21 protein-coding genes are annotated in these 22,330 nt (G+C 72.5%); 11 read left to right on the top strand and 10 right to left on the bottom strand.

Going from position 1 to position 22,330, the window contains the following annotated elements; translation table 11 throughout:
• Nucleotides 1-82: 82 nt before the first annotated feature.
• The 6 genes from ACF08B_RS11815 to ACF08B_RS11790 all read right to left on the bottom strand — a co-directional run bounded on the left by ACF08B_RS11815 (nucleotide 83) and on the right by ACF08B_RS11790 (nucleotide 5,039).
• Complete coding sequence (locus ACF08B_RS11815) at nucleotides 83-721, bottom strand: Uma2 family endonuclease (RefSeq protein WP_392317175.1); 639 nt, start codon at nucleotides 719-721, stop codon at nucleotides 83-85.
• A 156-nt stretch (nucleotides 722-877) separates the two neighbouring features.
• Entirely contained in the window at nucleotides 878-1,657 is a 780-nt protein-coding gene (locus tag ACF08B_RS11810; RefSeq protein ID WP_073888834.1) for a succinate dehydrogenase iron-sulfur subunit, read from the bottom strand.
• Nucleotides 1,657-3,411, bottom strand: coding sequence for a succinate dehydrogenase flavoprotein subunit (sdhA, locus tag ACF08B_RS11805; RefSeq protein ID WP_392317174.1), 1,755 nt, complete (start codon nucleotides 3,409-3,411; stop codon nucleotides 1,657-1,659). The genes ACF08B_RS11810 and sdhA overlap by 1 nt, the downstream gene beginning before the upstream one ends.
• Nucleotides 3,412-3,430: 19 nt before the next feature.
• Nucleotides 3,431-3,913, bottom strand: coding sequence for a succinate dehydrogenase hydrophobic membrane anchor subunit (locus ACF08B_RS11800; protein ID WP_073888838.1), 483 nt, complete (start codon nucleotides 3,911-3,913; stop codon nucleotides 3,431-3,433).
• 5 nt (nucleotides 3,914-3,918) lie between these two features.
• Complete coding sequence (sdhC, locus tag ACF08B_RS11795; protein ID WP_037856824.1) at nucleotides 3,919-4,299, bottom strand: succinate dehydrogenase, cytochrome b556 subunit; 381 nt, start codon at nucleotides 4,297-4,299, stop codon at nucleotides 3,919-3,921.
• Between the two features lie 191 nt (nucleotides 4,300-4,490).
• The gene (locus ACF08B_RS11790; RefSeq protein ID WP_093475285.1) at nucleotides 4,491-5,039 is read right to left on the bottom strand and encodes a 2-oxo-4-hydroxy-4-carboxy-5-ureidoimidazoline decarboxylase; all 549 of its coding nucleotides are present in this window, start codon (nucleotides 5,037-5,039) and stop codon (nucleotides 4,491-4,493) included.
• 155 nt (nucleotides 5,040-5,194) lie between these two features.
• Here ACF08B_RS11790 and ACF08B_RS11785 point away from each other — a divergent pair, with 155 nt between their 5' ends.
• From ACF08B_RS11785 to ACF08B_RS11775, 3 genes are all read left to right on the top strand, one after another.
• Nucleotides 5,195-6,817, top strand: coding sequence for a glycoside hydrolase family 20 protein (locus tag ACF08B_RS11785; RefSeq protein WP_392317173.1), 1,623 nt, complete (start codon nucleotides 5,195-5,197; stop codon nucleotides 6,815-6,817).
• A gap of 116 nt (nucleotides 6,818-6,933) precedes the next feature.
• The gene (locus ACF08B_RS11780) at nucleotides 6,934-7,515 is read left to right on the top strand and encodes a hypothetical protein (protein WP_392317172.1); all 582 of its coding nucleotides are present in this window, start codon (nucleotides 6,934-6,936) and stop codon (nucleotides 7,513-7,515) included.
• Nucleotides 7,516-7,707: 192 nt separating this feature from the next.
• Entirely contained in the window at nucleotides 7,708-8,094 is a 387-nt protein-coding gene (locus ACF08B_RS11775) for a hypothetical protein (RefSeq protein ID WP_392317171.1), read from the top strand.
• A 56-nt stretch (nucleotides 8,095-8,150) separates the two neighbouring features.
• Here the strand turns inward: ACF08B_RS11775 and ACF08B_RS11770 are convergent, their stop codons facing one another.
• Entirely contained in the window at nucleotides 8,151-10,865 is a 2,715-nt protein-coding gene (locus tag ACF08B_RS11770) for an FG-GAP-like repeat-containing protein (protein WP_392317170.1), read from the bottom strand.
• A gap of 290 nt (nucleotides 10,866-11,155) precedes the next feature.
• On the opposite strand from ACF08B_RS11770, the gene ACF08B_RS11765 reads away from it, so the two are divergent.
• On the top strand, nucleotides 11,156-12,292 hold the full coding sequence (locus ACF08B_RS11765) for a hypothetical protein (RefSeq protein ID WP_392317169.1): 1,137 nt from the start codon (nucleotides 11,156-11,158) through the stop codon (nucleotides 12,290-12,292).
• Nucleotides 12,293-12,377: 85 nt separating this feature from the next.
• Here ACF08B_RS11765 and ACF08B_RS11760 read toward each other — a convergent pair whose 3' ends face one another.
• Nucleotides 12,378-12,803, bottom strand: coding sequence for a hypothetical protein (locus ACF08B_RS11760; RefSeq protein ID WP_392317168.1), 426 nt, complete (start codon nucleotides 12,801-12,803; stop codon nucleotides 12,378-12,380).
• 215 nt (nucleotides 12,804-13,018) lie between these two features.
• Here ACF08B_RS11760 and ACF08B_RS11755 point away from each other — a divergent pair, with 215 nt between their 5' ends.
• From ACF08B_RS11755 to ACF08B_RS11740, 4 genes are all read left to right on the top strand, one after another.
• The gene (locus tag ACF08B_RS11755; RefSeq protein ID WP_392317167.1) at nucleotides 13,019-13,651 is read left to right on the top strand and encodes an RNA polymerase sigma factor; all 633 of its coding nucleotides are present in this window, start codon (nucleotides 13,019-13,021) and stop codon (nucleotides 13,649-13,651) included.
• A 141-nt stretch (nucleotides 13,652-13,792) separates the two neighbouring features.
• Entirely contained in the window at nucleotides 13,793-14,746 is a 954-nt protein-coding gene (locus tag ACF08B_RS11750) for a hypothetical protein (RefSeq protein ID WP_392317166.1), read from the top strand.
• 279 nt (nucleotides 14,747-15,025) lie between these two features.
• Nucleotides 15,026-15,688, top strand: a complete 663-nt coding sequence (locus tag ACF08B_RS11745; RefSeq protein WP_093697313.1) for an RNA polymerase sigma factor — start codon at nucleotides 15,026-15,028, stop codon at nucleotides 15,686-15,688.
• Nucleotides 15,688-16,815 carry a hypothetical protein gene (locus tag ACF08B_RS11740; RefSeq protein WP_392317165.1) on the top strand — a complete coding sequence of 376 codons (1,128 nt, stop codon included), beginning with the start codon at nucleotides 15,688-15,690 and terminating at the stop codon, nucleotides 16,813-16,815. Before ACF08B_RS11745 ends, ACF08B_RS11740 begins: the two co-directional genes overlap by 1 nt.
• 213 nt (nucleotides 16,816-17,028) lie before the next feature.
• Here the strand turns inward: ACF08B_RS11740 and ACF08B_RS11735 are convergent, their stop codons facing one another.
• On the bottom strand, nucleotides 17,029-17,847 hold the full coding sequence (locus tag ACF08B_RS11735) for a L,D-transpeptidase family protein (protein ID WP_392317164.1): 819 nt from the start codon (nucleotides 17,845-17,847) through the stop codon (nucleotides 17,029-17,031).
• Nucleotides 17,848-17,928: 81 nt separating this feature from the next.
• On the opposite strand from ACF08B_RS11735, the gene ACF08B_RS11730 reads away from it, so the two are divergent.
• Nucleotides 17,929-19,509 (top strand): methylmalonyl-CoA mutase, encoded by a 1,581-nt coding sequence (locus ACF08B_RS11730; RefSeq protein WP_093697316.1) that lies wholly within the window; start codon nucleotides 17,929-17,931, stop codon nucleotides 19,507-19,509.
• Nucleotides 19,510-19,556: 47 nt separating this feature from the next.
• The gene (leuE, locus tag ACF08B_RS11725; RefSeq protein WP_392317163.1) at nucleotides 19,557-20,207 is read left to right on the top strand and encodes a leucine efflux protein LeuE; all 651 of its coding nucleotides are present in this window, start codon (nucleotides 19,557-19,559) and stop codon (nucleotides 20,205-20,207) included.
• A 4-nt stretch (nucleotides 20,208-20,211) separates the two neighbouring features.
• On the opposite strand, the gene ACF08B_RS11720 is transcribed toward leuE, so the two are convergent.
• The gene (locus ACF08B_RS11720; RefSeq protein WP_392317162.1) at nucleotides 20,212-21,603 is read right to left on the bottom strand and encodes an FAD-dependent monooxygenase; all 1,392 of its coding nucleotides are present in this window, start codon (nucleotides 21,601-21,603) and stop codon (nucleotides 20,212-20,214) included.
• Between the two features lie 71 nt (nucleotides 21,604-21,674).
• On the opposite strand from ACF08B_RS11720, the gene ACF08B_RS11715 reads away from it, so the two are divergent.
• Nucleotides 21,675-22,325 carry a TetR/AcrR family transcriptional regulator C-terminal domain-containing protein gene (locus tag ACF08B_RS11715; protein ID WP_392317161.1) on the top strand — a complete coding sequence of 217 codons (651 nt, stop codon included), beginning with the start codon at nucleotides 21,675-21,677 and terminating at the stop codon, nucleotides 22,323-22,325.
• The last annotated feature ends 5 nt before the right edge of the window (nucleotides 22,326-22,330 follow it).

Below are 22,330 nucleotides of genomic sequence, written 5' to 3'. Positions count from 1 at the left end.
GGCGTGCCGCACGGATGCGAGGAGCCCCACCGGAGCGGATGTCCGGTGGGGCTCGGCAGGGGGCCCGGGCGGCCGTGTCGCGTCAGCCGCGGCCTTGCGCGTCCTGCGCCGGCCGGGGACGGCCCGCCGCGAGGATCTCGGTCACGTCGAGGGTGACCTTGGCGCCGATGGAGTCGGGGAGCGACACGGTTTCCCCCGGGGCGTAGGGGCGGTGGTGCTCGTAGGTGTCTCCCGCCGGGTCGGTGAGGACGTGGACGCGCTGGTGCTTGCGGTCGACGATCACGTACACCGGGACCTTGGCCTCGGCGTAGGCGGCGACCTTGGTCTTCATGTCGTTCTTCCAGTTCCTGGAGGTGACCTCCAGGACGAGGCGGAAGCACGCCGGGTCGTACGCGTTGTTCTCGACGAGGTGGTCGTCGATGTCGGCGTCCACCACGACGAGGTCGGGGATGGCGTAGTCCTCGTCCCCGGTGGGGAGCCAGAGCCCCACGTTCTGCAGGACTTCGGTCTCGCCGTCGTCCAGTCCTGCCGCGATGAAGGGGCGCATCAGCTTGGTCAGGGCGCGGGCGTGGGGCACGTCCGGGGACGGGGTCACGAGGAGGAATCCTCCGATGATCTCGACGCGGTAGCCCGGATGGCGCTCCATGATCTCGTCGGCGATGGTCGCGAGGCTGACCGGCTCTTCGTGCTCGAAGGGCTGCTCGACGGATGCTGCGGACATCAGGTGCCTCCCGTGGGCGGGTGTCGAGAGCATCATCGTAAGCAGGAGAAGAACGAGTCGTCCTTCGCCGCCACGTTCACCCGATCGTGGGGCATATGCCGGAGGGCCCCGCCTCCGGGAGGAGACGGGGCCCTCGAAGCGAGTCGATCCCGGGGATCAGTAGCGGCGCGTGATCAGCGCGCGCTTGACTTCCTGGATCGCCTTCGTGACCTCGATACCGCGCGGGCAGGCGTCCGTGCAGTTGAACGTCGTGCGGCAGCGCCACACGCCGTCGCGGTCGTTGAGGATCTCCAGACGCTGCTCGCCCGCCTCGTCACGGCTGTCGAAGATGAAGCGGTGGGCGTTCACGATCGCGGCCGGACCGAAGTACTGGCCGTCGTTCCAGAACACCGGGCAGGAGGAGGTGCAGGCCGCGCAGAGGATGCACTTCGTCGTGTCGTCGAAGCGCTCGCGGTCCTCGGCGGACTGCAGGCGCTCACGCGTCGGCTCGTTCGTCTCCTTGGTGATCAGGAACGGCATGACGTCCCGGTACGCCTGGAAGAACGGCTCCATGTCCACGACCAGGTCCTTCAGGACCGTGAGGCCCTTGATGGGCTCGACCGTGATCGGCTTCTCGGGGTTGATGTCCTTGATCAGCGTCTTGCAGGCCAGACGGTTCTTGCCGTTGATCCGCATCGCGTCCGAGCCGCAGATGCCGTGCGCGCACGAGCGGCGGAAGGTGAGGGTGCCGTCGACGTCCCACTTGATCTTGTGGAGGCCGTCGAGGACACGCTCCTTCGGGTCGATCTCCAGCTGGAAGTCTTCCCAGACGGCCTCCGCCGAGACCTCCGGGTTGAACCGGCGGATCCGGAAGGTGACCGTGATGTAGGGGGAGTCGGCGAATCCGGGCTCGGGGCGGCCGGCCGCCTCTTCCTTGTCCAGAACGGGGGTTGCCATCAGTACTTACGCTCCATCGGCTGGTAGCGGGTCTGGACGACCGGCTTGTAGTCGAGACGGACGGTTTCCGAACCGTCGGCGCCGACCTCGCGGTACGCCATGGTGTGCCGCATGAAGTTGACGTCGTCGCGGTTCGGGTAGTCCTCGCGGTAGTGACCGCCGCGGGACTCCTTGCGGGCCAGGGCCGAGACGGCCATGACCTCGGCCAGGTCGAGCAGGTTGCCCAGCTCGATCGCCTCGAGGAGGTCCGTGTTGAACCGCTTGCCCTTGTCCTGGATCGCCACGTTCTTGTAGCGCTCACGCAGCTCGGCGATCTTCTCGACCGCCGTCTTGATCGTCTGCTCGGTGCGGAACACCATGACGTTGGCGTCCATGGTCTCCTGCAGCTCGCGGCGCAGGGTCGCCACCCGCTCGTTGCCGGTGGAGGTGCGCAGCCGCTCGATCTGCTCGACGACCAGGGACTCCGGGTTCTCCGGCAGCTCCACGAAGTCCGCCGTGTGGGCGTACTCGGCGGCGGCGATGCCGGCGCGGCGGCCGAAGACGTTGATGTCCAGCAGCGAGTTGGTGCCGAGGCGGTTGGCGCCGTGCACCGACACGCAGGCGACCTCGCCGGCCGCGTACAGACCCGGGACGACGGTGGTGTTGTCCGACAGGACCTCACCCTCGACGTTCGTCGGGATGCCGCCCATCGCGTAGTGCGCGGTCGGCTGGATCGGGATCGGGTCCGTGTAGGGCTCGATGCCGAGGTACGTACGCGCGAACTCGGTGATGTCCGGGAGCTTGGCGTCCAGCTGCTCCGGGGGCAGGTGGGTCAGGTCCAGGTAGACGTGGTCGCCCTCGGGACCGCAGCCGCGGCCCTCGCGGATCTCCGTGTAGATGGAGCGGGAGACGACGTCACGGGAGGCGAGGTCCTTCATGACGGGCGCGTACTTCTCCATGAAGCGCTCGCCGTCCTTGTTGCGGAGGATGCCGCCCTCACCGCGCGCACCCTCGGTCAGGAGGATGCCCATGCGCCAGATGCCGGTCGGGTGGAACTGGAAGAACTCCATGTCCTCCAGCGGCAGGCCCCGGCGGTAGACGGCGGCCTGGCCGTCACCGGTGAGGGTGTGCGCGTTGGAGGTCACCTTGAAGAACTTGCCGGTGCCGCCGGAGGCGTAGATCACGGACTTCGCCTGGAAGACGTGGATCTCACCGGTGGCCAGCTCGTACGCCACGACACCGGCCGACTTCTTGACGCCGTCGACCTCGGTCATCAGCTGGTCGAGGACGTAGAACTCGTTGAAGAACTCCACGCCCTCCTTGACGCAGTTCTGGTACAGCGTCTGGAGGATCATGTGTCCGGTGCGGTCCGCGGCGTAGCAGGACCGGCGGACCGGGGCCTCGCCGTGGTTGCGGGAGTGACCGCCGAAGCGGCGCTGGTCGATGGTGCCGTTCGGGGTCCGGTTGAACGGCAGGCCCATCTTCTCCAGGTCGAGGACGGCGTCGATGGCCTCCTTCGCCAGGATCTCGGCGGCGTCCTGGTCGACCAGGTAGTCACCGCCCTTGACCGTGTCGAAGGTGTGCCACTCCCAGTTGTCCTCCTCCACGTTGGCCAGCGCGGCGGCCATGCCGCCCTGCGCGGCGCCCGTGTGGGAGCGGGTGGGGTAGAGCTTGGTCAGCACGGCGGTGCGGCTGCGCTTCGTCGACTCGATGGCGGCGCGCATGCCCGCGCCACCGGCGCCGACGATGACGGTGTCGTACTTGTGGATCTTCATGATTCTCGCAGCCCCGTGCCTAGCGGATGTTCGGGTCGAAGGTGAAGATCACCAGCGTGCCCAGCAGGATGGTGAACACCGTGGCGGTGTAGAGCAGGCCCTTGAGCCACAGCCGGCTGTTCGGCCGCTCGGCGTAGTCGTTGATGACCGTCCGCAGGCCGTTGGCGCCGTGCAGCATGGCCAGCCACAGCATCAGCAGGTCCCAGACCTGCCAGAACGGGGAGGCCCAGCGGCCGGCCACGAAGGCGAAGCCGATCTTGGAGACGCCGCCGTCCAGCACGAGCTGGATCAGCAGGTGGCCGATGACGAGGACGACCAGCACGACACCGGACAGGCGCATGAAGAGCCACGCGGCCAGCTCGAAGTTGCCCCGGGTCGACTTGGGGGACTTCTTGGTGCGCTTGCGCGGCGCCTCGATCAGCGGGGCCGGGTTGTCGACGGTGTAGACGGGGGCGCCCTCGACGGGGCCGACTCCGGACGCGGGGGTTTCAGTCGTGGACATCGGCGTCAGCTCCCAAAGAGGACACGGGCGGCGTGGCCGAGGACGGGGTAGATAGCCCCTGCCATCAGCACGATCCAGACACCCATCACGGTCCAGAACATCTGCTTCTGGTAGCGCGGGCCCTTCGACCAGAAGTCGACGGCGATGACGCGCAGGCCGTTGAGCGCGTGGAAGAGGATTGCGGCGACGAGGCCGTACTCCAGCAGCGCGACGATCGGCGTCTTGTACGTGGCTACGACCTTGTCGTAGTCCTCTGGGGAGACACGCACGAGAGCGGTGTCCAGCACGTGAACGAACAGGAAGAAGAAGATGAGGACGCCGGTGACTCGGTGAGCCACCCAGGACCACATTCCTTCCCGGCCGCGGTACAGCGTTCCAGCCGGCACGGAAGAACCCTCCGGGAGCGGGGACTAGGGCCGCGCCGGCTTCACTGTCGGTCGGGCCCGGCCGGGTACGGTCCACCGGCCCCCAGCATCGTAGCGATGCGCCGCGCCGTGCCTGACGGGGGGCCTACCGGTGTGATCAAAGTGGCACGCGGTTGGGCTAGCGGGGGCCACCGCCGGGGTGGGTTCTTGCGCTATTTGCCGGGTGAGGGGGCATTTGAGCTGGTCGCGCAGTTGCGCGCGGCCCTGAGCAGGAGCAGCAGCCGTTCCCGTGCGAGGCGCCGGAGCTCCTCGGCCGCTATGACCCGCTCCTCCTCCGGATCGTTCGCCAATCGTGACCGGATGCCCTGGAGGATGTGGTCGAGGGCCTCCTCCGGCGGCACGTCACCCAGGGAGATGACGAACGCGTGTCCGAATCTGGCCTCGTAGGCCGCGTGGGCCGCGCTCAGGGCCATGTGGGCCGCCGAGTAGGTGTCCTCGGGGAGCTCCGGGAGCGACTCGCCGGCCAGGGCCTCCGCCAGGTCGGCCGGGGAGAGGTCGTACGCCGCCTCGTCCGCCGCGGCCAGCAGGGCCTCCACGTCGGGATAGGGGCGGTGGTCCGCGATCCGGTGGGACCAGCGCAGGCTGTCCAGGCAGTGCAGCAGAAGCGCGCGCGCCTCGGCGCCCGACGCCGTGTTGAAGGCGTCGAGGGGTTTGGGGAGATACGGCAGGTGGTGGGCGGGCAGCGTAGGTCCTCGCGTCACATGTGGTGTGGCAGGGGGATGCTGTGAAATGTGTGTCGTCAGGTTATCGAGAGTGGTCACTGTGTGTCCGTGTGATACCTGAATTTCACCCGGACGGGAGAGTTTCGGAGCGCCCGGGTGACGAACGGGGCGGCGATCGGTCGTACGTTGGCAGGGTGACCCAGCACAGGCGCCGGGGACCGGCGAGGCAAGCGATACGGAAGCGGGCGGTGGTCGCCGCCGCGGTGGTCGGTACGGTCGCGCTCGGCACGGGCGTGGGCGTGTGGGCGGCGACCGACGGCGAGCCGGCCGGGCGGGACGCCGCGTCCGGCGCGGCGGCCACCCCGTCGGCGAGTCCGAAGCCCAGCCGCTCCTATCCGATGTCCGAGGCGCCGCGCACCATCCCGGCCGTGCGCTCCCACACGCCGGCACGGGGCCCGGGCTGGAAACCCCGGCACGGCGAACGGGTGGTCGTCGGCGACGCCGCGCTGGCCGACGAGGGGCGTCTGATAGCCGGCGAGCTGGGGCTCGCCTACGCGGGGGAGAAGGACGACGTACGGGCCGGTGACGTGCGGCTCGCGCTCGGCGGCGGGGGCGGGAACCAGGAGTCGTACGCGATGACCGTCCGCGGCGGGCGGGTCGAGATCAGCGGGCCGGGCGAGGCGGGGGTCTTCTACGGCACCCGCACCCTGAAGCAGGAGGTCCACGGCGGCGGCACGGCACCGGAGGGCGTCGTCCGCGACGAGCCCGCCAAGCCGCGGCGCGGGTTCATGGTGGACATCGCGCGCAAGCCGTACAGCGCCGCGTGGATCGAGGACCGGATACGCGAGCTCGGCGACCTGAAGTACAACGAGCTGGGGCTGCACTTCTCCGACGACCAGGCCTTCCGGATCGAGTCCGGCAGCCACCCCGAGATCGTCTCCCGGGACCACCTGACCAAGGCGCAGGTCAAGAAGATCGTGGACCTGGCGAACAGCCGGCACATCACCGTCGTCCCCGAGATCGACTCACCGGGGCACCTGGGCGCCGTCCTCGCGGCCCACCCGGAACTCCAGCTGCGCAACGCGAGCGGGGTGCCGACCAAGGGCGCGATCGACATCTCCGAGCCGGGCTCCGCGAAACTCGTCGACGATCTGCTGAACGAGTACGCGGGGGTCTTCCCCGGGAGCCAGTGGCACCTCGGCGGCGACGAGTACCAGGCGCTGACCGTGAAGGACCCGCAGGCCTCGTATCCGCAGCTGGCCGCCGCCGCCCGGAAGGCCTACGGCTCCGGCGGCACCGTCGCCGACCTCGCCACCGGCTGGCTCAACGACCGCGCCGACACCGTCCGGGCCCACGACCGGACCATGCGGGCGTGGAACGACGGCTTCTACCGCGGCACCTCCGTGCAGCCGGCCAAGGACCTCCAGGTCGCCTACTGGACCGGCAAGGAGATCGGGGCACGCCAGCCGGTGGAGTACCTGAGCGCGGGACGCAAGGTGCTCAACTACAACGACGAGTACCTCTACTACGTGCTCGGGCAGCCGCAGACCTTCGTGTACCCGACGGGACAGCGCATCTACGAGCAGTGGAACCCGCGCGTGCTGCGCGGCACGACCGCCGTGCCGGCGCGCTACGACGGCCAGATCCTCGGCGGTTCGTTCGCGGTGTGGAGCGACTTCCCCGGTGCGCAGAGCGAGGGACAGGTCGCCGCCGGCATCCGGATGCCCCTGCGGGCCACGATCCAGAAGCTGTGGGACCCGGGCAGGCCGGCCCTGTCCTGGGCCGGGTTCAAGAAGCTGGCGGACGGGCTGGGCTGAGGCGCCTCGTCCGGTTCTTGGCCGAAAACCTCCTCCTGTGACACTCCCGTGCCGTCGCACGCAGTAAGGGGAAGTGCGGGCTCCGTACCGGATGGGCCCTGGCGAGGGAGGCTTTCATGAGCCTGGTGGAACTGATCGCACAGGCCGACGAACGTGGCCTGGCGGCCAGCGGTCTGGCCAGTTTGGATCGGTGTCTGCCGCTGCTCGGCGGCGACGACGAGCTGCTGCGCCCGCTGTGGGCGAGCCTCGCCGACGGGTCGGACTGGGGGAGCGGCCTGGAGAAGGCCCGCGACGCGCTCGGTTCCGCGGGGCCCGACGGGGACGGCGAGACCGGCGAGGCCGGGCGGCTCGCCCGCCGGATGCTGGACGCGGCCCCCGCCGAACGCACCGCCGACGCGGTCCGCGTCTGGGCCGACGCCTGCTCGGTCGCCTCCCTGCGCATCCACCGGCTGCTCGACCCCGCCGCAGAGGGGGCCTGCGGCGACGACGGCCTGGACGCCGGACGGGCGGGGGAGACGGACGATCTGCCACCGCTCGTCGCCGCCGAGCTGCGCCGCCAGGTCACCGTCCTGGAACTCCTCGCCGGCCACGGCCCGCAGGGGCTGCGCCGCGCGCTGGACATCTCGGTCGAGGGGCGCCGGGTCCTGCGCGCGGTGGTCTCCCGCCGGGCCAGGGGTACCGTCCTGCCGGGCGCGTGAGACCGCCGGCGAAAACGGATCCCGTCACTCCGGCCGTCGGCGTCTGCGGCGTCCCGGACCTGCTGGACCGGCCGATCCTGTGTCAGCCGTGCGGCGGACGTGGGGCGGTCCTGCGACGGTCGGTGAAGCGTCGCCGATCGCGGTGACGGATGCCACCCCCGGCTCGCTCTTCCCTATGTGACAGCCCAGTACGTGACAGCACAGCAGGAGACCAGGCCGCCCGCCGCGGCGAAGCCCGTGCGGTGGGCGGCGGACACGGTCGCGACCATGCGCGAGGGTGCGCGGGTGCGGCTCGACTACTCGGCGCAGAGCCTGTGGCGGGTGGACCGGATGATCGAGGAGATACGCGGTGAGGGACCGCCGTACGCCGCGGTGGAGAACGTGCTGCGTGGCTTCGGCGCCTACGCGGGCGAGGTGATCGTCCGGCAGACGGGTGCCGAGTGGTGGGCGACCGGTGGCGAGCACTGGGTGCGCACCCCGGACGGCCGGCTGTGGGACCCGGTGGACGAGGCCCGGCGCTGCTTCGACGGGCACGGCTCGCTGCGCCTGCTGTGCCGGGACGCGACCGCCCTCGGCTGAGCCGTCCGGCCGGGGCCCCTCGCCCGAGGGGCCCCGGCCGGACGGCGTTCCCGTGACTACGGCGCCAGGTTCGCCCCGAGGGCCGCGCCCGTCGCGGTACCGAGCGCCGACCTGCTGAACACGGTCGTCTGCGTGTACCCGAGCCCGGTGCTGCCGCTCGGCAGGTGCATCAGGAGGCCGTCGCCGCCGTCCTCACCGGCCGCGCCGAACGCGAGGTCGGCCCGTCCGTAGCCGGACACATCGGTCAGCGACACCGAGGAGCCGAGACGGTCGCCGCTCTCGGTGGAACCGGGGACACCCGCGGTGTCCTGGGAGACCGCGACCGCGCCGGAGCCGGTGAGTCCGGTGGCGCCGCCCTTGAGGAGCAGCACCGAGCCGGCGTCGGAGCGGTTCACCTCGCCGCGCGTGATGTCCTCGCCGGGCAGACCGGTCAGCACGTCGGGGTAGCCGTCGCCGTCGAAGTCGCCGGCGGAGACCGAGGCGCCCATGGCGTCGCCGGACTCGGCGGCCCCGGGCACCCCGCCGCTGTCCTGGTGGAGGGTCTTGGCACCGGTGGTGGTGAAGCCGGTGGAGGTGCCCCGGAGCATGGTCACCTGCCCGCCCTTGTAGGCGCCGGACTCGGCGGTGTACGGCTGGCCGATCACCAGGTCGTCGTAGCCGTCGGCGTCGAAGTCGGCCGAGGTGACGGAGCGGCCGCCCTTGACGCTGAGCACACCGGCCTTGGTCAGCCCCTTCGCCGAGCCGGCGAACCGGACCACGCGCGCGATACCGCCGCCGTCGCGGTAGTTGAGGACGACGTCGGCGTATCCGTCCCGGTTGAAGTCACCCGTCGCCGCGTCCAGGTAGGCGAGGGAACCGGTGGCGGTGGTCAGTGTGCCGGAGGTGGTGGCGCCGGCAGCCGAACGGGCGTTCCAGTTGCCGCCCTTGCCGGTGCCGGCCGAGAACACGTCGGCGTGGCCGTCGGCGTCGAAGTCACCGACCGCGACCGTGGAGCCGAGCCTGGCGCCGGCCGCGGTGACGCTGCCCGAGGTGGTGTACGAGAACCCCTTGCTGAACGCCGGGCCGTACATGACCGTGACCTGGCCCCGGTCGGCGTGGCCGGTGGTGTCGTCCTCGCCGGGGGAGCCGATCGTGACGTCGGCGTAGCCGTCGCCGTTGACGTCGCCCCAGGCCGTCGCGGTGCCGAAGGCGTCGCCGGACTCGGAGGAGCCGGGCACGCCCGGGCTGCTCTGGGTGAGCGTCACCTTCCGGGAGGTCACGGGGCCGTCCACGCCGCCCGGCAGGATGGTCACCGAGTTGCCCTTCGGGGTGCCCGCGACCAGGTCGGGCAGGCCGTCCCGGTCGAAGTCCGCGGTGGGCAGGGCGTGCGCGACGCCCGGCGTGCTCGCGAGCGTCGCGATGAGGGGCAGCTTTTTGTAGAGGTTGTCGCCGGGGCACGCGGTGGAGTTGGTGTCCCGGTGGCCGAAGACACGGGGCAGCGTGATCTGCTGGTCCTTGCCGACCAGGTTGCCGTCCTGGCCCTTGGCGCTGCCGGAGGTCAGGGTGACCTTGCCGGCCGGGTCGATCCCGTACATGCCGAACTTCCAGGCCACGATCCGGGCGATCGAGTCGAGGGCGGCCCGCGAGGGGTGCGCGGTCATGTAGTTGCCGATGTAGGAGATGCCGACCGTGTTCGTGTTGAACCCGATGTCGTGCGCGCCCACCACCGGCAGGTCCATGCCGCCGCTGCGGCCCTCGAAGATCTGACCGCAGCGGTCGACGACGAAGTTGTAGCCGATGTCGAAGTAGCCGCGGGCGAAGTGCTCCTGCTGGATGGTGCGCATCCGGGCCCGAGAGTCGGCGCACGACAGCTTGTTGTCGCCGTCCACGCCGGTGTGGTGGATGACGGCCGCCTTGATCTCGGTGCCGTAGTCGGGCGTGCCGTCGTAGTCCGTCGAGGCGCCCCACTCGGCCTGGCTGACGATCGGCGGCTTGGCGACCGTGGAGGGCAGCGGCGCCGGGACCGTGCTGGACGGGCTGGGGGTGTCCGACGGCGAGCCGGACGCGGAGGCGCTGTCGGACACCGAGGGGGAGGCGGAGGCCGACTCGGACGCGGAGGCCGGCTCCGATGCCGGCACCGATGCCGATTCGGAGGCCGACGCCGGGTCGGACGGTGACGAGGTGTCGGACGGTGACGCGGTGTCGGTCGCGGCCGGTGCCGTCGTCCCCTCGGCGTAGGCGGCCGGTTCCGGGCCGCCCGCGGGATCGGTGCCGGGGTCCAGCAGCCTGACGTCCATGCCGGCCGGCTGGCCCGCCGCCTCGGTGCCGTCGGACTTCACCAGGCGCACCTGGACGCCGTCGGAGTCACCGGTCCACAGCGAGGCCGTGCCGCCCCGCGCGTCCCCGGCGCGTTCGGCCTCCGCACCGTCGGCCTGGTACGGGTCGTCCGGCAGCTTCCGCCACCCGGACCACGTCCCGTTCTCCCGGTCCCGGGTGCGCACCTCCGGCGTGCCCTTGGCGTCGGCGTCGGCGTCGTTCCAGGTCAGCAGGAGCGCGCTGAACCGGTCGGTGCCCTTGCGGCCCAGCCCGATGCGACCCGCGCCCCGGTTCTCCAGCTTCAGCGTGTGGACGGACGGCCGACGGCTCTGCCCCTTGCCGTCGGACTGCGCCGGCGGGTCGGCCATCGCGTAGCTGACGATGCCCGCACCGCTCAGCACGACCGCCCCGGCCGTCAGCCACGCCCGTCTTCTCAGACTGAGCGGTTTGTACGCACGGGTCCTGCGAGGACTCACTAACCCACCCCTAGACGATGTTCACGACAGCACCACCTGTCACAGGTGCCACCTACATAGCGCTCGGCCCTGATCGAACGTCACCTGCCCGACACCCGTGACGCCCCGCACCCGGCATCCGCTTGGTCAACGAGGGGGTCGGCGTTCCGTGTTCACCCCCGGAGGCGACCGGAGGAGAATCCGACCGTGACCGAGGCGGGTGAACGGGCGCCGTGCGCGCGGGAGACGGGGCTCTTCGAGGCGGGCCGGCGCGGGGCTTCCCGCACGGCGCGCCGGCGGTGAGGCCGCGCGTGTTCGTGGACGCCGTGGTGGCCGTGTCCGCCGTGCTCGCGCTGCTGCGCGCCAGGCGGCTGGCGGCCGCCCCCAGTTCTCCGGTGGAGCCGTACCCGGGCCGTCGCGTGCCGCCGCTCGCCGCGCTCACGGTGGTGACCGCGCTGATCTACCTCAACCAGGTGCTGTTCACCGTGTACGTGCTGCGCGTGCACGGCGGCGATCCGTCCTTCGTCGCGCGGTACCTGCCGTCGGGCTGGTTCGACCTCGCCTCGGGAAACCCCGTGCTGCACCGGTTCGCCGACGTCTTCCCCGCGCCCGGACTCCTCGCCCCGTCGGTCCTGCGCGTCCAGGCCTTCCTCGAACTCCCCTTCGTCCTCCTGGCGTTCGCGGTCGTGGTGCGGTGGCTCGACGCGGGGCTGTACCGCGCGATCGCCCGGTCGGCGCTGCTGCCGCTGGCCTCCGTGTCGTACACGGTGGTGTTCTGCCTGGTGGAGTGGGACCTGCGCAACCCGTACACGGCCGACGACATCGCCGTGCGGGCCGTCTCGGCCGTTCTCACGCCCTGCCTCCTGCGGTGGCTCGCGGCCCGGGACCGCGAGACCTCCCGCACTCCCGCCTCGGTGCCGGGACTGCTGGTCCTCATCGGCTCGCTCGGCGCCCTGGGCGCCCTGGTCCTCGTCGTCTACGACACCGCCCTGCTCTACAACCTGGGCAGGCTCGGCGAGCGGCTGCCGATCGCCGCGGTGGCCGTGCTCGCGCTCGCCGGCCTGCGCCGTGCCGCCTCCCGGCTGCGCGAGCCGGCCGCGCCGGGCCCCGTCCTCGCCTTCGTGCGCCAGGCGCTGCGGCACTGGTTCGCCCTGTTCCTCGTGCCCGCCCTCGCCATCCGGTACGGCGTGATGTTCGGGACGCCCGCGGTGGCGGGTGCGGCGGCCCTGGTGCTCGCCGTGGCCGCCGTCGCCCTGGCGCGGCGCGACACGGCGGTCGGCGCCGGACGGCTCGGCCTCGCCGCGCTCGACGCGGCCGGTGCCGCCTGCGCCGCCGCCTGGGCGACGGCGGCGGCGTACTACGAGGTCGGTCTGCTGTCCGCGACGGCCGCCTTCCTCGTCACCGGTGTGGTGGTCGGCGGGCTCCTCGACGCGCGGCCGGCCCGCTAGGGCCTGTCGTTTGGATCACGCCCGCGTCGCGGGGCGGCCGGCTAGACACCGTCAGCCAAGGCCGGCCTGATCCGAACGACGGGCCCTAGTCCGCCGTGCACCCCCAGTAGCCGATGGCCGTCGGCTCACCGTCCGTGTAGAGCACCGTGCATCTGCCCTGCGCCCGGTCGGGGAAGTCCAGCCGCTCGTCGTCCAGAGCCGCGTCCCACTCGGCGAAGGTGGGACGGCCGCCGGGGGCGAAGGCGCGGATCTCGGCCTCCGTCAGCGGGCGCAGGAAGGGGCCGTCGTCCGGGTCCGTCGCATCGATCATCAGGGGGAAGTCCAGGACCGAGCCGGTGCCGCCGGTGAGGATGTACTCCTGCCAGTCCGGGTCGCACCACAGCTCCTCCGCCGTCCGGCCGGCGCCGAAGCCGTGGTCGTCCGCGGCCAGTTCCTCCGCCTGTGCCCGGCGGAAGGCCGCCGCCAGGTCCTCCTGGTAGGGGCCCGTGTCCGTCCAGCAGTTGCCGCCCATGCCGATGCCTTCCCTCGTGCTTCCTCGTCGGTGCGCGAGCAGCGTAGGGAAGGGCACTGACAACCGCGGATACCGTCCGGTCCGGCCGGGGACTGTGACATTTCTGTGAGGCCCGGCGCTGATGATCCTGGAAGGCGGAGACACGGCCGGAGCGTGTCGCACCGTGAGGGACGCGCCCCGCGGTGGCCATGAACTCGGCACGAACGAGGACGGTCTTGGGCCACGGAGGGGAACGCCGCCGCCTGCAGCCGCAGGACGGGGAACTGGGAGCCGCCGTCGCACGGGCCCAGGACGGCGACGAGACCGCGTTCGCCGTGGCCTACCGGATCGTGCAGCCGAGCCTGCTGGGCTATCTGCGGGGCATCGTCGGCGACGACGCGGAGGACGTGGCCTCCGACGCCTGGCTGGAGATAGCCCGCGACCTCGGCCGGTTCAAGGGCGACGGCGCCGGATTCCGCGGCTGGACCGCGACCATCGCCCGGCACCGCGCCCTGGACCACCTGCGCCGCCAGCGGGTACGGCCCCGGGCGGCCGCGCTCGACCAGAGCGTGCTGGACCTTCCCGGCGGGCACAGCACGCACGACCAGGCGCTGGAGTCCCTGTCCACCGAGCGGGCGCTGGAGATGGTGCGGGCGCTGCCGCGGGACCAGGCCGAGGCCGTGCTGCTGCGCGTCGTCGTGGGTCTCGACGGCCCCGCCGCCGCCAGGGTCCTCGGCAAGCGCCCCGGCGCGGTCCGCACGGCCGCCTACCGCGGGCTGAAACGGCTCGCCCGGCACCTGGGCGTGCCGGACGCGGCGGACGCGGGTGTGACGGATGCGAACCCCCGCACGCTGGGGGAGTCGACATGAACGGCGCAGGCCGTGAGATGAACGGCGACGGCCACGGGCCGTATGGATACGGGAGAACCATCGGTTCCGGCCCCCGCGACGGGGTCGGAGGGCCGCCCGTGTCCGGTGGACCGGGCGGACCGCAGAGGGACGGGAACGGACATGGGTGAACGGCACAGCGGCGGCGGGCTGCCCGGCCGCCGGCGGGCACACCCTGGCGGCACCGTCTCCCCATCGGCCCACGCCGGGACCCCCGGACCCGCCGATCCGGCCGGCCGTCCGGACGGCGCCTCCGGGCGCCAGGACGCACCCGAGCGCCGCCACCGCGCGCACCGGAGCCTCCCCGGACTCACCCGGTCCCCCGGACTTCCGGACTCCGCCGAGTTCGCCCGGTTCGAGGCGGGCTTCGGCGCCGCCCTCCGTGCGGACGGTGCCGTGTCCGGTGCCGAACCCGAGGGCGAGCACCGGGCGCTGGCCGCCTTCCGAGCCGCCCGCGAGTCCGGGGTGCACGGCGCACGGACGCGGATGCGGGACGACTGGCGTCCCAAGGCGGCCCGGCGGGTCCGGTTCTCGCTGAAGGGCACGCTCTCGGTGGCGCTCGCGAGCCTCGCCCTGGGCGGGGTCGCCGTCGCCGCGATCGGCTCGGCCGGGTCCGGTACGGCGGACGGCCGGGACACCTCGCGGTCGGCGCACCCGTCGGTGCGCGCGAACCAGCAGGCCCCCGACGCCGCGCCCGGTTCCGCCGGCGCGTCCCCGTCCGCTCCCGGCGCCCGGCCGGGGCACCCGGACACCGCGAAGGACACCCTGGCCCACTGCCGTACCTACGTGCGGGCCGGCGCCCGGGGCAACGCCCTGGAGTCGACGGCCTGGCAGCGGCTGGCGGCGGCGGCGGGCGGACCCGACCGGGTCGCCTCCTACTGCGCCGACCAGATCGCGCGGGCAGCCCGGCCGTCGGGCTCGCCGGGGCGGAACGCCGAGGCCTCGCCCGGCGCGAACGCCAACAAGGGGAACAACTCCGGCAACAGCGACCGGAGCGGCAATGCCGACAACCGTGAGAACAACGGCAGGAACGGCGATTCCCCCACCGCGAACAGCAGGTCCGACGCCAAGAAGTGAGTCCGGCCGCCCGGCCCTGCCCCGCAAAGGCAACGGCCGGGGCCGCCACCCCCCACAGGAGAGGCCCCGGCCGTCGCGCGGACGGGCCGCGCGGGCCCGTACTTCCTACAGCGCCATGAGTGCGTTTTCTGTCACACCCCGCCGCGGCCGGTCCTCACCCTGCGCACATCCGTACCCGGTCACGAGTTAGTTGCATCTTCTACAGACATGGACGAGGAGCGGTTTCACGCCGTAACGTGCCTTTTCGCGCCGACCGAAGACGGGCGTAGAGGGAGTGCGGTGCTGGGGGACGACGCGGAGCTGACCGCCGCAGTACGTGCAGCACAGAACGGTGATGAGACCGCGTTCCGTACGGTGTACCGCGCGGTGCATCCCCGGCTGCTCGGATACGTGCGCACGCTGGTCGGCGATCCGGATGCCGAGGACGTCGCGTCCGAGGCCTGGTTGCAGATCGCCCGGGACCTCGACCGGTTCAGCGGCGACGCCGACCGGTTCCGCGGCTGGGCCGCCCGCATCGCCCGCAACCGCGCCCTGGACCACATACGCATGCGCGGCCGCCGCCCCGCCATAGGCGGCGACGAGACCGAACTGACCGGCCGGGCAGCCGAGTCCGACACGGCGGGCGAGGCCATCGAGGCCCTGGCGACCGGCAGCGCCCTCTCCCTCATCGCGCGCCTCCCGCAGGACCAGGCCGAAGCGGTCGTCCTGCGGGTGGTGGTCGGCCTGGACGCCAAGACCGCTGCCGAGACGCTCGGCAAACGCGCGGGCGCCGTACGGACCGCCGCGCACCGGGGCCTGAAGCGGCTGGCGGAGCTGCTCGGCGACGATCCGGAATCGGCGGGCGTGCTCGACGCGCTGCCACCCCAGCGAGAACCGCGCGGTCGCGCGGTGACGTCCGCCACTGTGACGCATCCGCGTGCGCGGACGCAGAAGGACATGTGATGGCCGACGAGCAGGACACGTGGCTGGACCGTGAGACGGCGGAACGCCTGCTGCGCGGTGAGCCGCTGGAAGCCGTCGACCCCTGCGCGCGTGACCAGGCCGAACGCCTCTCCCGGGCACTCGGCGCACTGGCCGCGGAAGCCGCCCCCGCCGCGGGTGAACTCCCCGGTGAAGAGGGCGCCCTGGCCGCGTTCCGCAAAGCCCGTGAGGCCGCGGACGCCGAGCGCACCGCCGCGGATCTCGCCACCCGTGCCCCCGGCCGGCGCTCCGGCACACCCGCGGACGGCGCCGGCGCGGGCCTGATCCGCATCGGCGGCGCGGGCCGTACCGGAACCACCGCGCGGCGCCCCCGCTGGGCCCGCCCGGCACGTTTCGCGCTCGCCGCCTCGCTGGCCGTCGGCACGCTCGGCGGGGTCGCGGTCGCGGCCGGGAGCGGGGTGCTGCCCACGCCGTTCGACGACGAACCCCCCGGCCCCGCCGTCACCGTCAGCGCCGGGACCTCCGGGGAACCGCTCGCCTCGCCCTCCCCGCGCACCCCGTCCGGCACGGCGCCGGGCACGCCGGGCGGCAGCGCCGACGGCACCCCCGACAGCGCCTCCGACGAGGCCGCCGCCCCGGACGAGCACCCGGGGGCGAGCGACGCTCCCGGCCCCGGCGTCCCGCCCTCCGCGAGCGCCGGCACCGGGTGGGACGTCGTCGCCGCGGCCTGCCGCGACATCCGGGACGGCAGGGAACCGGCCACCGACCGCAAGCGTGCGCTGGAGCATCTGGCGGGCGGATCCGGGCGGGTGAGCCGGTACTGCAAGGTCGTCCTGGCGGCCGGTCACATCGGCGGCGCGACCGGCGGCAAGGACGACACGGACGCCGGCGGCCAGGACGAGGGCGACCAGGGCAAGGGCGGCGACAAGGGCCGCGACAAGGGCAAGGGCGGCGAGGACCGGGACGGCCAGGGCGGGGACGACGACAGCCACCCCGGCAGGCGCGGCGGCGAGCACGGTGACGGCGGCAGGGGCGGGCACCGCCGGGGTGCCGTACCCGCTCCCTCCGCCTTCGCCCCGACGGCCCCCGGCCACCCGGGCAGGACCTCGCCGACCCCGGAACCGAGCCCGACCTACACCGCTCTCTGAGCTCGGCTCACCCCTGTGACCTGCGCTTTTAGACACCGCGAAAATTTCTCCGCGAGAGGTGTGACGTTTTTGGACCTCGCCACGCAGTAATGAGTGAGCCGACTGGTCATCGGCCGTCGCACTGAGCCGGGGTTCCCCCCGTACCTACGGCTCGTGCACCTGGCGCGGGCGGGACACGTTCCCCCGGTCCCGCCCGCGCCCCGAATCCCTCCCTCACCAGTACACGACGACCTTGTCGCCGCCCCGCACCTGTGCGAAGAGCGCGGCGACCGCCGTCTCGTCCCGGACGTTCACGCAGCCGTGCGAGCCGCCCGCGTACCCGCGCGCCGCGAAGTCGTAGGAGTAGTGCACCGCCTGGCCGCCGCTGAAGAACATCGCGTAGGGCATCGACGAGTGGTAGAGGGTCGACACATGGTGCCGTGACTTCCAGTAGACGCGGAAGACACCCTCGCGGGTCGGGGTGTACTGGGAGCCGAAGCGCACGGACATCGTCGACACGGTCCGCCCGTCCACCATCCAGCGCAGCGTGCGGCTGGTCTTGCTGATGCACAGCACCCGTCCCGTCATGCAGCGCGGATCGGGCGCGGCGGCCGGCTGACCGCCCATCAGGTACAGCTCCCACTTCCCCGGCGGACGCGTCATCGCCAGCAGCCGCCGCCAGGTCACGGAGTCCGCCGCGCCGGTCCGGGGCAGTCCGCGCTTGCCCTGGAAGCCGCTGACGGCCCGTTCGGTCAGGTCGTCGTACGTGCCCGTCGGCCCGTCGAACAGCCAGTCCACCTGGCGCAGCCGCGCCTGCAGCTCCCGTACGCCCGGCCCGCTGTCGCCGCGCGAGAACAGCACCCGCGACGGCGACGCGGGGGGCGTGCCGGCGGCCGAACGGGTGGGATCGGGAGCCCGGCTCGACGGCAGTTCGACGTGCACCGGCAAGGAGCGTTTGCCGTCCGGGCCCACGGGCTGCACGGTGCAGCCGCAGAGGGCCGCGAGGGCGGCGGCCGAGGCGAGTACGGCGGCGGATCTGACCGTGTTCCTCATGCGGGGGATGCTTCCCCGCGTGACCGCCGCCGAACTACGGGGCATGGTGAGGGGGGAGCACGACGTACCGCGGAGGCATCCATGACGCACGAGTCGGAGTCGGGACTGCCGGTCGAGCCGGTGTACGGGCCGGCCGGTCTGGCCGGCTGGGACCCGGCCGCGAAGCTGGGCGAGCCGGGCGCGTACCCGTTCACCCGCGGGGTCTACCCGACCATGTACACCGGCCGCCCCTGGACCATGCGGCAGTACGCCGGCTTCGGCACGGCCGCCGAGTCCAACGCCCGCTACCGGCAGCTGATCGCCCACGGCACCACCGGTCTCTCGGTCGCCTTCGACCTGCCCACCCAGATGGGCCACGACTCGGACGCGCCCCTCGCCCACGGCGAGGTGGGCAAGGTCGGCGTGGCGATCGACTCGATCGAGGACATGCGGGTGCTGTTCGACGGCATCCCGCTGGGCGAGGTGTCCACGTCGATGACGATCAACGCGCCGGCGGCGCTGCTGCTCCTGCTGTACCAGCTGGTCGCGGAGGAACAGGGCGTCCCGGCGGCCCGGCTGACCGGCACGATCCAGAACGACGTGCTCAAGGAGTACATCGCGCGGGGCACGTACATCTTCCCGCCGGGCCCCTCCCTGCGGCTGACCGCGGACATCTTCCGGTACTGCAGCGCGGAGATCCCGAAGTGGAACACGATCTCGATCTCCGGCTACCACATGGCCGAGGCGGGTGCCTCGCCCGTGCAGGAGATCGCGTTCACGCTGGCCGACGGCATCGAGTACGTCCGTACGGCGGTGGCGGCGGGCATGGACGTCGACGACTTCGCCCCGCGGCTGTCCTTCTTCTTCGTGGCCCGTACGACGCTGCTGGAGGAGGTCGCGAAGTTCCGCGCGGCGCGCAGGATCTGGGCGCGGGTGATGCGGGAGGAGTTCGGCGCGAAGAACCCCAAGTCGCTGATGCTGCGCTTCCACACCCAGACGGCGGGCGTGCAGCTGACGGCCCAGCAGCCGGAGGTGAACCTGGTCCGGGTCGCCGTGCAGGCCCTGGGCGCGGTGCTCGGCGGCACCCAGTCCCTGCACACCAACTCCTTCGACGAGGCGATCGCGCTGCCGACCGACAAGAGCGCCCGTCTGGCGCTGCGGACGCAGCAGGTGCTGGCGTACGAGACGGACGTGCCGGCGACCGTCGACCCGTTCGCGGGCTCCTACGCGGTGGAGCGCATGACGGACGACGTGGAGGAGGCCGCCGTCGGCCTGATGCGCAGGGTCGAGGACCTGGGCGGCGCCGTCGCGGCGATCGAGCAGGGCTTCCAGAAGGGCGAGATCGAGCGCAACGCCTACCGCATCGCGCAGGAGACCGACGCGGGCGAACGGGTGGTGGTCGGTGTCAACCGCTTCCAGCTCGACGAGGAGGAGCCGTACGAGCCCCTGCGGGTGGACCCCGCCATCGAGGCCCGGCAGACGGCACGGCTTGCCGAGCTGCGGGCCGCCCGGGACTCGGCGGCGGTGGACTCGGCCCTGGACGCGCTGAAGAAGGCGGCCGAGGGTGAGGACAACGTGCTGTATCCGATGAAGGAGGCCCTGCGGGCCCGGGCGACCGTGGGGGAGGTGTGCGGGGCGCTGCGCGGGGTGTGGGGGAGCCACGTGCCGAGCGACGCGTTCTGAGACCGGCGCCGCAGACGCCGTCGTACCGCCGTGCGACACTCCTTCTCATGTTCGGCGTCATCGATCTCCCCACCTATCTGGCCGGTCTCGTGCTGATCGTCCTGCTGCCCGGTCCCAACTCCCTCTACGTCCTGTCCGTGGCCGCCCGTCGCGGTGTGCGGGCCGGCTACACGGCCGCCGCCGGTGTGTGGTGCGGTGACACCGTGCTGATGACGTTGTCCGCCGCCGGGGTCGCCTCGCTCCTCCAGGCCAACGCCGTGCTGTTCGGGATCGTGAAGTACGCCGGCGCCGGCTACTTGACCTGGCTCGCGATCGGCATGATGCGGACCGCGTGGAGCATGTGGCGGACCCGGCGGGAGAAGACCGTGGAGGACGCCGTCTCCGCCGCCGGCGCCGTGGAGCGGCCCTTCCGCCGTGCTTTCGTCGTCAGCCTGTTCAACCCCAAGGCGATCCTGTTCTTCGTCGCCTTCTTCGTGCAGTTCGTCGACCCCGGCTACGCCTATCCGGCGCTGTCCTTCGTGGTGCTCGGCGCCTTCGCCCAGGTGGCCAGCTTCCTGTACCTCAGCGCGCTGATCCTCGGCGGCACGCGCCTGGCCGCCGCCTTCCGCCGCCGCAAGCGGCTGTCGGCGACGGCGACCTCGGCGGCCGGCGCGCTGTTGCTCGGGTTCGCGGTGAAGCTGTCGCTCGCGAGTTCGTGACGCCTCACGGCGCGACGAGGGCTCCGGTGCGCGCCGCGTACGCGCGCAGGCCCTCCGTGCCGGTGCCCGCCCAGCCGACGTAGCCGTCCGGGCGGACCAGGAAGACACCCGGGCCGTAGGAGTCCGGGGCGGCCGGCAGCGTCCGCACGCCGGGGAGCGCGCCGGCGGCCCCGAGCAGGGTCCAGTGCGGTCCGCGGAAGGCGTCGAAGAGCCGTACTCCGTCCACCGTGCCGTCGGGTGCCCGGTCGCCCGCGCGCACGTCGGTGGTCTCCCCGCCGGCGCCCCGGGTGTCGACGCTCAGCGAGGACTCCGGGTACCCGAGCCCGAGCTGGACCGTCGCCCTCCCGCGCCGCACCTCGCCGCGGTGGACCCCCGTCGACAGGTCGAGCACGGCGGCGGCGTTCGCGCGCCGCTCCTCCTCGTAGGTGTCCAGCAGGGCCTCGGTCGTCACGCCCCGCAGTACGGCGCCCAGCTTCCAGCCCAGGTTGTAGGCGTCCTGCACGCTGGTGTTCAGGCCCTGCCCGCCGGCCGGCGAGTGGACGTGGGCCGCGTCGCCCGCCAGGAGGACGCGGCCGACGCGGAACCGGTCCGCGAGGGCGGCGCGCGGCCGGAAGCCGGAGGCCCAGCGCAGCTCCGTCACGTCCTCGGCGGCCAGGTGCGTGGCCGCGCCGACCAGTTCACGGACGCCGTCCAGGACCGGTTCGGGCGCGGAGCCCTCCGCGCAGCGCGCGCTCAGCTGGAAGACGTCCGTCCCGGCGAGCGGGCAGAGGGTGACGGCGGTGCCGTCGCCCGTCGGGAACACGTGCCAGTGGTTCCGGTCCAGGCCCCGGACCGTCACGTCCGCCACCAGGAACGGCGCCGGGTCGACCGTCTCCCCGGTCATGCCGACGCCCAGCGCCCGGCGCACGGCGGACCGGCCGCCGTCGGCCGCGACGACGTACCGCGCGCCGAGTGCCGTGCCGTCGGCGAACTCCACGGTGACGCCCTCCGCGTCCTGGGTCAGGCCGGTCACCTCGTGCCCGAAGGCGACCCGGCCGCCCAGTTCCGTCAGCCGCGCGTACAGGACCTCCTGCGTCCGCCACTGCGCGACCATCAGCGGCTCGGTGTACGGGTTCTCCCCGTCCGCCGGCACGGCGTCGAACATCCGCTGCTCGCCCTGCCGTTCGCCGTCCTTCCAGATCATCATCGCCGGGTACGGGCCGCCCGCCGCGCGGATCGCGCCGAGAACGCCGAGGTCGTCGAAGACCTCCTGGGTGCGCGGCTGGATCCCCTTGCCGCGCGAGCCCGGGAACAGTCCCTCGGCCCGTTCCACCACCAGCGCGTCCACCCCGCGCCGGACGAGGTCGATGGCGAGGGTGAGACCCGTCGGCCCCGCGCCCACGATCAGGACATCCATCAGCTGTCTCCTTAACAACGTTAAGTGCCGTCGCCGACGAGCGTGCCCTTAACGCTGTTAAGCTGTCAAGTGTGAGTACGGAACGACGCACGCCCCTGGACCGCGAACGGGTCGCCCGGACCGCGCTGCGCCTGCTGAACGACGTCGGCCTGGACGGGCTGACGCTGCGCGCCATCGCCAAGGAACTCGACGTCAAGGCGCCCGCCCTCTACTGGCACTTCAAGGACAAGCAGGCGCTGCTCGACGAGATGGCGACGGAGATGTACCGGCGGATGGTCGCCGGCACGGTGTTCGACCCGGCCGACACCTGGCGGGACCGGCTGCTCAAGGCCAACCGCGGACTGCGGGCCGCGCTGCTCGGCTACCGGGACGGCGCCAAGGTCTTCAGCGGCTCACGCTTCACGGGCACCGAGCACGCGCGCGAGATGGAGGAGCACCTGAGGGTGCTGACCGCCGCCGGGCTCAGCCTCGCGCAGGCGGTGAGCGCGGCCCGGACCGCGAGCATGTTCACCATCGGCTTCGTCACCGAGGAACAGGGCGTCGTACCCCTGCCCGGCGAGCGCCGGGAGGGGTACGACGTGGCGGAGCGGGCCCGGCGCATGGCCGCCCACCCGCTGGCGGCCGAGGCCGGGCAGCTGCTCTTCGACGACTACGACGAGCAGTTCGAGGAGGGGCTGGCCCTGGTGGTCGCGGGTGTCGGGGCGCGGTACGGGATCGGCTGAGGGGG

Origin of the sequence: Streptomyces sp. NPDC015139 (assembly GCF_043079785.1) — a bacterium.
Taxonomy (GTDB): domain Bacteria; phylum Actinomycetota; class Actinomycetes; order Streptomycetales; family Streptomycetaceae; genus Streptomyces; species Streptomyces albidocamelliae.
Note: the sequence above shows the minus strand (reverse complement) of the source record. Positions and strands in the feature narration are given on the sequence as shown.